This window comes from Bacillus sp. JJ634, from assembly GCF_036962285.1.
Classification (GTDB): domain Bacteria; phylum Bacillota; class Bacilli; order Bacillales; family DSM-1321; genus Peribacillus; species Peribacillus asahii_A.
The window spans coordinates 1-1,176 of record NZ_JBALMU010000149.1 but is presented as its reverse complement, the minus strand read 5'-3'; the positions used below and the strand labels follow the sequence as shown (position 1 = coordinate 1,176).

The following is a 1,176-nucleotide window of genomic DNA, read 5'->3' as shown; positions in this document are numbered from 1 at the left end:
TGTTGTAGAGCTTTTTAATGGTGGCACTGGCCAGTCCTTCCTCAACTAGATTATTCACATAACCCTGTAGAAGAATAGGTGTTAACTTTGAAAGTTGGGTATCACCTAATGCAGGAATAATTCGATTCTTCATGTATCCCCGATATACTTCCGCTGTTTGGGTATTAATCGTATTTTTCTTGATTTTAAACCATTCATGAAGATGCTCTTCGAAAGTAATATGAGAAGGCTCAAAATACGTTCCTTTGATTACCTCTGATTCAATCAAAGCGAGTGCTTTCTCAGCATCCCGTTTTGTTTTAAACCCACGCTTCTTTTTCCGCTTTCTTTTACCAGTAAGCGGGTCAATTCCTAGCTCAGCTACATAGTACCAAGTAGAACCGTCTTTCTTTATTTGTCCCATAGAAAACATCCCCTTTTATAAAGATGCCCTCTAAAGGTATAACAAGCTTCTATACATCTAATGTAGCAAATAATAACAATTGTTTCCATGATAATCCCCCCGCATTTAGAAATTGCTGCTCTTTATGTATATACGCGGGTAGGAAGGGGGAGTTAAGGAGAAGAGAAAGAGAGCTATAGGTATAGATCTAAATAGTGTTGTAATTATTGGGAAGTGTGAAGCAAGTGACATTTAGTGACATTTATAGGAACAATGATAATAATTTGCATACTTTTAGTCATTAACTTCGTTATCTCCCTATATTTTCTACATCTATAAATTTCTAATTCTAGTATCACCTAAAAGGAAACTAATAAAAGTAGATACTAAAGAAGGTTATTATCCCTCCTTGAATTTCCCATTTTCATTCATCTTCCTTAATTCGAACAAAAAGATTAGTATACTTTGTTCTGATTAACCCCCCCAGTGCCTATGAAATCAATGTTTTATCAGCTAATTGGCGAGAGTCACATTATACCGCTGGGGAATTTTTTCTGAAAGTTGTTGNNAATGTAGAGGCGTATATGGGGTGTGAGGGGCGGTTATTAATCCGTATAAAAGGTTCAAGATGAATTATATGAAATTATTTAACTGCCTCAATTTTAAGGCGTATAGAAGCAATATGGGAGGGGAACTTCCTAAAAAGCAAAGGAGAGGTTCAGATTATGAAAAATCAACAATTTTAAAATTTCTGAGAGAGTTATTTCGAATTTCTATTTAACTAATCAAATGTA

At 35.0% G+C, this 1,176-nt stretch carries 1 protein-coding gene; it reads right to left on the bottom strand.

Annotated elements, in window-relative coordinates; all coding sequences use genetic code 11:
- The coding region (locus V7068_RS19445) for an N-terminal phage integrase SAM-like domain-containing protein (protein WP_499714155.1) at positions 1 to 403 on the bottom strand (403 nt) is incomplete at its 3' end.
- Between the last annotated feature and the right edge of the window lie 773 nt (positions 404 to 1,176).